Here is a 7,133-nt window from a genome sequence, read left to right as displayed (position 1 = left end):
GAAGCGGGTCGCGTCCGCGCCGAACCGCTCGATCCAGTCCAGCGGGTCGACCACGTTCCCGAACGACTTGGCGAGTCGGCCTGGCTGAACGCCAGCCGCCCCCACGGGAACCCGCCGAACGGCGTACGGTCGCGCAGCGCCTCCTGCGCCACCCACAGCAGTCCGGTCACCGCCGGCCACGACCAGCGCGCCCGGTCGACCAGCGGGCTGACGAACGCCGCGAGCGCGCCGAGCAGCGCCAGGTAGCCGGCCTGCAGCGCGGAGAGCAACAGCCACGGCAGGTTGCCGGTGTGCAGATTCGTCCAGCTCAGCAGCGGGACGAAGAACATCAGCCCGGTGAGCGACCCGAGCCCGGCGCCGGCACGGAGCCGGCGACGGTGGGTCGCGATGGCCAACAGGGCCACCCCGACCGGCGCCAACCACCACAGCCCGTACGGCGGGAACGACGCCAGCAGCGCGACCCCGGCGGCGAGCGCGGCGACCAGGCTCGCGGCCAGCGGCAGCGGCCCGCCGGCGCGGGGGTGGGCCGGGACGGGTCCGTCGGGGGACGCGACCACGCCCTCGGCGGTCCTCACGATCGTCACTTGCGCCTCACCACCGCCCCGAGGTCGTCGGCGGCCCCGACGACGATGTACCCGCCGAAGGCTACCGGCCACGGCGACGTGCGGCCCAGAGGCGGCCGGGCGCCGGGGCGGGAACGGAAATCGGGGCGCGACCAGTTGGCCGCGCCCCGTGCTCCCAGGCCCTTCCCGGCCGGTGCGGCAGCGTGGTCCGACACGACCTTCGGACCGACCGGGCGAGAACTGGCTGTTCCCGTCAGGCCGTTGTCTACTGGCCGTGCGTACCCCACTGCCCTGCACCGGAAGCCGCGGCCGGTTCGCGCCGCCCCGCCGACCCCCGCCCGCTGGACCTGGCCGGCGAAGGATTTCGATGACCACCGGGTGGGCACCGACCTTCATTGCGACAAAATCTGTCGCTCGGCCAGCGGGCGAAGGGACGAAGCGAACAACAGCCGCTTCCCGTAGTAGGACTCAAAGACGGTACGTGGTGAACCCCCACCACTGTCAACCACCGCACCGGAGTTGACCTTCACCCCGGCGTGTCACACACGGGGTTGTTGAGCAATTACGGTGAGTTTTCACCCGATCGGATGTACCGGCCCAGCAGCCCGACGGCCGCGTCGGGGTGCTCGCCGGCCAGCAACCCGGCCGCCGCGAGCACGTACGCCGTATCGATGACGGTGCTGGCCGCGCGCGGCAGCGGCCAACCGCCGGCGTGGTCGCTCAGCGCCGCGCCGAGCACCGCGAGCGCCTCGACCGCCGGCGCGTGCCGCAGCACGCCTCCCGACCCGATCACCAGCCGCACGTCGCGCAGGTCCCGGCCGCCCCCCGACCCGCCCGGCTCGGCGCGGGCGTGCCGCCGCAGCGCCACCGTGGCGGCGAGCCCGCCGATCCGCCGGTCCAGCGCGCGTTGCGCCTCGTCGGCGGGGACGAAACCCGGGTCGGCCGCCCGCGCCGCCGCGGCGGCCATGAGCGGCGTCTCCTCCCCGGCGGCGAGCAGCCGTTCCGCCGCGGCGGCCCGCACCACCCCCGGCGCGCTCCACCGCATGCCCAGGTCACCCTCGACCGTCCGGGACCGCCACAGCACCCCGGCCACCTCGGCGCTCGGGCCGCCACCGCGCTCGTCGGGGGTCAGCACCGAGTAGACGTCGGTGGTCGCTCCGCCGATGTCGACCACCACGAGATCGCCGGTGCCGGTGTCGGCGAGCAGTTCGACCCCGCTGAGCACCGCGTCCGGGGTGGCCGCCCGCACCAGGCCGGCGAAGCGTCGCCCGCGCGAGAGCCGCTTGCCGCCGATGACGTGCCGCAGGAACACCTCGCGGATCGCCGTACGCGCCGGTCGCGGATCCAGCACGCCGATGCGGGGCAGCACGTTGCCGGCGGCCGTGACGGGCACGCCGCCGCCGTGCAGCACCGCGCACACCTCGTCGCGGGCGTCTCCGTTGCCCGCCACCACGACCGGGACCCGGAAGCGGGCGCGGGCCAGCCGGGTCGCGTTGTGCAGCAGCACCTCGGCGTCCCCGCCGTCGGTGCCGCCCACCAGCAGCACCACATCGGGGCGGGCGGCGCGTAGCGCGGCTAATCCCGACCCGTCGAGCCGCCCCGCCGCCACGTGCACCACCCGGGCCCCGGCCGACAGGCCGACGCGCTCGCCGGCGCGCGCGGTGACGAGCTGCTCGTAGCCGACGACCGCGAGCCGCAGCCCACCGCCCGCCGACGAGCAGACGTACCAGGGGACGTCCCCGCCACCGTCCAGACCGGCGGTGGCGGCCGCGACGGCGGCGTCCAGGCCGTGCAGCACGTCCGAGCCGACCGTCGTGGGGCGCGCCGCGGTCGCCAGCAGCGCGCCGCCGGCCAACTCCACCACCGCGACCTTCGTGTACGTCGAGCCGACGTCCGCGATCACCGCGTAGGTCACGCGGTGATGCCCGGTCCCGCCGCCCCGCCCGGCGGCACCACCACCGTGCCGGTCGCGGTGACCGCCACGACCGGCGGGTCGAGCACCGCCGCCGCGGATTCGCCGGTCTCCGGCTTTCCCCGGCACACCACCACGCAGCGGAAGTCGATGGTTCGGCTGCGGGTGCCGATCCGGACCAGCGTCGCGGTCACCTCGACGACGTCACCGGCGCGGACCGGGGCCCGGAACTGCACGTCCGAGTAGGAGGCGAAGAGCCCCTCGTCGCCGTCGGTGCGGATGCACAGCTCGGTCGCCACGTCGCCGAAGAGCCCCAGCGCGTACGCCCCGTCGACCAGGTTGCCGGCGTAGTGGGCGTGCGCGTACGGCACATACCGCCGGTGGGTGACCGTCAAACCCTCGTGGCTCATACCGCCGCCTCCGCCTTCTTGGTGATCAACTCGTGGACCAGGTAACTCGCCACCTCACGGGGGGTCGTGCCGCGCCCGAAGATGCGGTCCACGCCCAGCTCGGAGGTCATCAGCTCGTCGAAGCGGGGCCCGCCGACGATCAGCAGCGGCCGCTTGGCGGCCGGGAGCGCCTCACGGAACGCCGCCGACATCTCCCGGGTGTTCTGCAGGTGCGCGTCGCGCTGCGTCACCACCTGCGAGACCAGCACCGCGTCGGCCTTCTCCGCCCGGGCCGCCTCGACCAACTCGGGGACGCTGACCTGGGCGCCGAGATTGGTGACCTTCAGTTCCCGGTAGTACTCCAGGCCCTTTTCGCCGGCGATGCCCTTGACGTTGAGGATCGCGTCGATGCCGACGGTGTGCGCGTCGGTGCCGATGCACGCCCCCACCACGGAGAGCTTGCGCCGCATCCGCTGCTTGACCAGCGTGTTGACCTCCTTCGCGGTCAGCAGCGGAAAGTCGCGCTCCACGACCTGTACGGCGGAGAGGTCCACGAGGTGGGTGACCCGGCCGTAGACGACGAAGAAGGTGAACCCGTCACCCATCTGCTGGGCGTGGACCAGCATCGCCGCGTCCATGCCCATCTTCGCGGCCAGTTGCAGCGCCGCCCCCTCGGCCCGCTTGTCGTGCGCCACCGGCAGCGTGAACGACATCTGCACCATGCCGTCACCGGTGGTGTCCCCGTACGGACGAACGACCGTCCCGGTCATGAGGTGGCCTCCAGGATCTCGGTCGCCGGGTTGTAGTAGCGGTCCTCGTGTCGGGCGACCCCGTCGAGGCCCTTGCCCCGGTCCGCCGGGCGCTTCATGATGCCGAACGTGCCGTCGGCGATCGCGGTGAGCAGCGTGTCGTCGCCGATGCGCGCCAACAGCTCCACCGCCTCGCCCAGCACCCGGTGCGCCCGCTGCTGGATGAACCCGCCCGGCGCCGGCACGAAATCCTCGTGCAGCCCACCGGCGGCGCCCAGCACGTAGCGCACGTTCTGCAGCGCGATGTCGCGGTCCGACAGCCACGGCGTCACCACGGCCTCGGTCATCATGCCGACCAGCAGGATGCCCTGCCCGGTCATGGCGCCCACCAGGTTGAAGAACCCGTCGAGCAGGTTGCCGCGGAACACGTCACCGGTCATGTGCTTGGTCGGCGGCATCCACTTCAACGGCGCGTCCGGGAACAGCTCCCGGGCCAGCAGCGCGTGCGCCAGCTCCAACCGGAACGACTCCGGCAGATCCGGGTTGATCTCGAACGCGTGCCCCAGCCCCAACTGCCAGTCCGCCAGCCCCGCCTCATGGGCGAAGTACTCGTTGAGCAGTTGCGACACCGTCACCGTGTGCGCCGCGTCGACCGCGTCGGCGGTGGTCAGGTAGTTGTCCTCGCCGGTGTTGATGATGATGCCGGCCCGCGCGTGCACCTGCCGGGAGAACCGCTGGTCGACGAAGGTGCGGATCGGGTTGATGTCGCGGAACAGGATGCCGTACATCGAGTCGTTGAGCATCATGTCCAGCCGCTCCATGCCGGCGAGCGCCGCCATCTCCGGCATGCACAACCCGCTGGCGTAGTTCGTCAACCGGACATACCGACCGAGCTCCCGTGACGACTCGTCCAGCGCCGCCCGCATCAACCGGAAGTTCTCCTGCGTGGCGTACGTGCCCGCGAACCCCTCCCGGGTCGGCCCCTCCGGCACGTAGTCCAGCAGCGACTGCCCCGTCGACCGGATCACCGCGATCACGTCCGCGCCGGCCCGCGCCGCCGCCTGCGCCTGCGGAATGTCCTCGTAGATGTCCCCGGTCGCCACGATCAGGTAGATCCACGGCCGCTGCTTCGGGTCGCCGTGGCGGCGGATCAGCCGCTCGCGCTCCGCGCGCCGCTGGTCGATGCGCTTGATGCCCGTCGCGGTCGCCCGCCGCGCCGAGCGCCGGGCCGCGGTGGCGTCCCGACCCGACGGTACGGCGAACCGCACCGACCCCGCCGCCGCCTTCTGCGCCAGCAACGTCAGATCGCCCACACCCTCACGAGCCAGCGCGTCGAAGACCGGCAACGCCACCCCGTGACCCAACCCCACGTCGCCGACGACCGCGTCGACGAGCCGGTTCACCCACGGAATCCCATCGGGGTCGGCCCCGGTCACCCCGGCCAGCCGCAGCACCGCCCGCTCCACCGACACCGTCGTGTGGCTACGCGCCAACTCGACCACCGGCTGACCGGCACGGCGCGCCAACTCCCGGGCCCGCCGCACCAGCGCCGCGTCCAGATCCAGCTTTTCGCTCACAGTTCCACCGGCCACGTCGTCACCCCGCCGCGCTCGCTCACGCAACACCTTCCTGATAGATCACACTGCCGCGCAGCACCGTGCGCCGGCACACCGGCAACGGCGTCGGATCCTGCGGACCCCGCTCCTCGGGCTGCTCCGACAGCAGCACCGGCAGGCCGTTCACCACGCCCGCCGGCGCGTCCCAGACCGCGAACGTCGCCGCCGCCCCCGGCGCCAGCGCGCCCTCGCCGTCGAGATGCACCGCGCGCCAACCACCCCGGCTGTGCGCCGCGAACGCCGCCCGCCCGCTCATCCGCTGCACCGGGTTGAAATGCCACATCGCCGCCCGCACCGAGCCCCACGGATCCAGCGGCGTCACCGGCGAATCCGACCCGAACGCCAACGGCACCCCGATCGCGTGCAACGCGCCCATCGGGTTCGACTCCAACGACCGGTCCACCCCCAGCCGCTGCGCGTACATCTGCCCGTCGCCGCCCCACAGCCGGTCGAACGCCGGCTGCATGCTCGCCACGATCCCGTACTCGACGAACCCGGCGATCAGCCGCTTACTCATAATCTCGGCGTGCTCCACCCGGTGCCGTGCCGCCCGCAGCCGATCCACGCCCAGCACCTCGGCCGCCGCCGCGAACCCGCTCAGCACCGTGTCGATCGCCGCGTCACCGATCGCGTGGAACCCACCCTGCATGCCGTGCTCGGCGCAGTCCAGCAGATGGTCGCGGACCTGTTCGGCGGTGACGTACCCGTGTCCGCAGCCCTCGCCGTCGAGATATCCGGAGGACAGGTGCGCGGTCCGCGAGCCCAGTGCGCCGTCGGCGTACAGGTCACCGCCGGCGCCGACCGCACCCAGGTCACGGGCCTTCGCCGCGCCCAGCAGCTCACCCCAGTAGCCGTACACCTCCGGCAGCCCGTCCCCGGACATCGCCAGCAGCCCGGTGAAGTCGTTCTCGTCCGACGTGCCCGGCCCGCCGCACTCGTGCACCGCGGCGATCCCCAGCGCCGCCGCCCGGCGCAGCGCCGCGCGCTGGAAATCCGCCCGCTGCCGCGCCGTGATCGAACCGAGCGCCACCTCCCGCACCACGTGGTGCGCGTCGCGGCGCAGCCAGCCCGACGGGTCGTAGCCGGCGACGCCCACCACGTGCGGCACCGCCGCGAGCAGGGCTGCGGAACACAACGCCGAGTGGATCGACGCCTGCGACAGGTAGACCCGCCGTCCCCCCGCCGCCCGGTCAAGCTCCGCCGCGTCCGGTGGCCGTTGATCGACCCACCCCGACTCGTCCCAGCCGTGCCCCAGCAGCACCGCGTCCGTCGGCAGCGCGGCCGCGAACGCCGCCACCGCGTCGAGCACCTCGACCGCCGACCGGGTCGCCGACAGATCTAATCCGGACAATGACCGTCCGGTATCGGTGGCGTGCACATGCGCGTCCACGAACGCCGGCGTCACCAGCGCCCCGTCCAGCTCGATCACCTCATCGGCGCGCGGCGCGTCCGCGTCCGGCCCGAGCCAGGCGATCCGCCCGTCGCGCACCAGCAGCGCCGTGGCCCGGGGGTCGCCCGGACAGAAGAGGCGGCCGCCGCGGTAGAGAACAGAGGGGTTCGTCATGGGCTCAGTCTGCCGCCAGGCGCGCCTCGAACAACCGCCGCACCGCAGGCTCGCCGCGCAGCAACTCCAGCGCGTAGTCCGCGTGCCCCGGCACGTAACCGTTGCCGACCAGCATTGTCACGTCCGCCGCGAGCCCTTCGGCGCCCAGCGCCGCAGCGGCGAAGCTCGTCGCCATCGAGAAGAAGATCACGGTGCCGCCCTCGGCGGTCGACAGGATCGCCCCGTGCTCGCACCCGGGCACGTCGACGCAGACCACCGTCACGTCCGCCGGCGCGCCGAGCGCCTCCGTCACCGCCGTGGCGAGCGCCACCGGGTCGCGGGCGTCGGCGAGCGCCACCTC

The 7,133-nt window shown here is 73.3% G+C and carries 5 protein-coding genes and 2 pseudogenes; all 7 read right to left on the bottom strand.

What is annotated here, in order from left to right; all coding sequences use genetic code 11:
* A pseudogene (locus AB0J06_RS26020) lies at positions 1-557 on the bottom strand (hypothetical protein); the annotation flags it as partial.
* 568 nt (positions 558-1,125) lie between these two features.
* The gene (locus tag AB0J06_RS26015) at positions 1,126-2,478 is read right to left on the bottom strand and encodes a glutamate mutase L (RefSeq protein ID WP_357432265.1); all 1,353 of its coding nucleotides are present in this window, start codon (positions 2,476-2,478) and stop codon (positions 1,126-1,128) included.
* Positions 2,475-2,885 carry a hotdog domain-containing protein gene (locus AB0J06_RS26010; RefSeq protein WP_357432263.1) on the bottom strand — a complete coding sequence of 137 codons (411 nt, stop codon included), beginning with the start codon at positions 2,883-2,885 and terminating at the stop codon, positions 2,475-2,477. Before AB0J06_RS26010 ends, AB0J06_RS26015 begins: the two co-directional genes overlap by 4 nt.
* Complete coding sequence (locus AB0J06_RS26005; protein WP_357432261.1) at positions 2,882-3,634, bottom strand: OAM dimerization domain-containing protein; 753 nt, start codon at positions 3,632-3,634, stop codon at positions 2,882-2,884. Before AB0J06_RS26005 ends, AB0J06_RS26010 begins: the two co-directional genes overlap by 4 nt.
* On the bottom strand, positions 3,631-5,190 hold the full coding sequence (locus AB0J06_RS26000; RefSeq protein ID WP_357432259.1) for a lysine 5,6-aminomutase subunit alpha: 1,560 nt from the start codon (positions 5,188-5,190) through the stop codon (positions 3,631-3,633). The genes AB0J06_RS26005 and AB0J06_RS26000 overlap by 4 nt, the downstream gene beginning before the upstream one ends.
* Positions 5,191-5,227: 37 nt before the next feature.
* Positions 5,228-6,793 carry an amidohydrolase family protein gene (locus AB0J06_RS25995; RefSeq protein ID WP_357432257.1) on the bottom strand — a complete coding sequence of 522 codons (1,566 nt, stop codon included), beginning with the start codon at positions 6,791-6,793 and terminating at the stop codon, positions 5,228-5,230.
* 4 nt (positions 6,794-6,797) lie between these two features.
* Positions 6,798-7,133: pseudogene (locus AB0J06_RS25990) on the bottom strand (zinc-binding alcohol dehydrogenase); the annotation flags it as partial.

Origin of the sequence: Micromonospora sp. NPDC049679 (assembly GCF_040659735.1) — a bacterium.
In the GTDB taxonomy this organism is placed as follows: domain Bacteria; phylum Actinomycetota; class Actinomycetes; order Mycobacteriales; family Micromonosporaceae; genus Micromonospora_I.
Note: the sequence above shows the minus strand (reverse complement) of the source record. Positions and strands in the feature narration are given on the sequence as shown.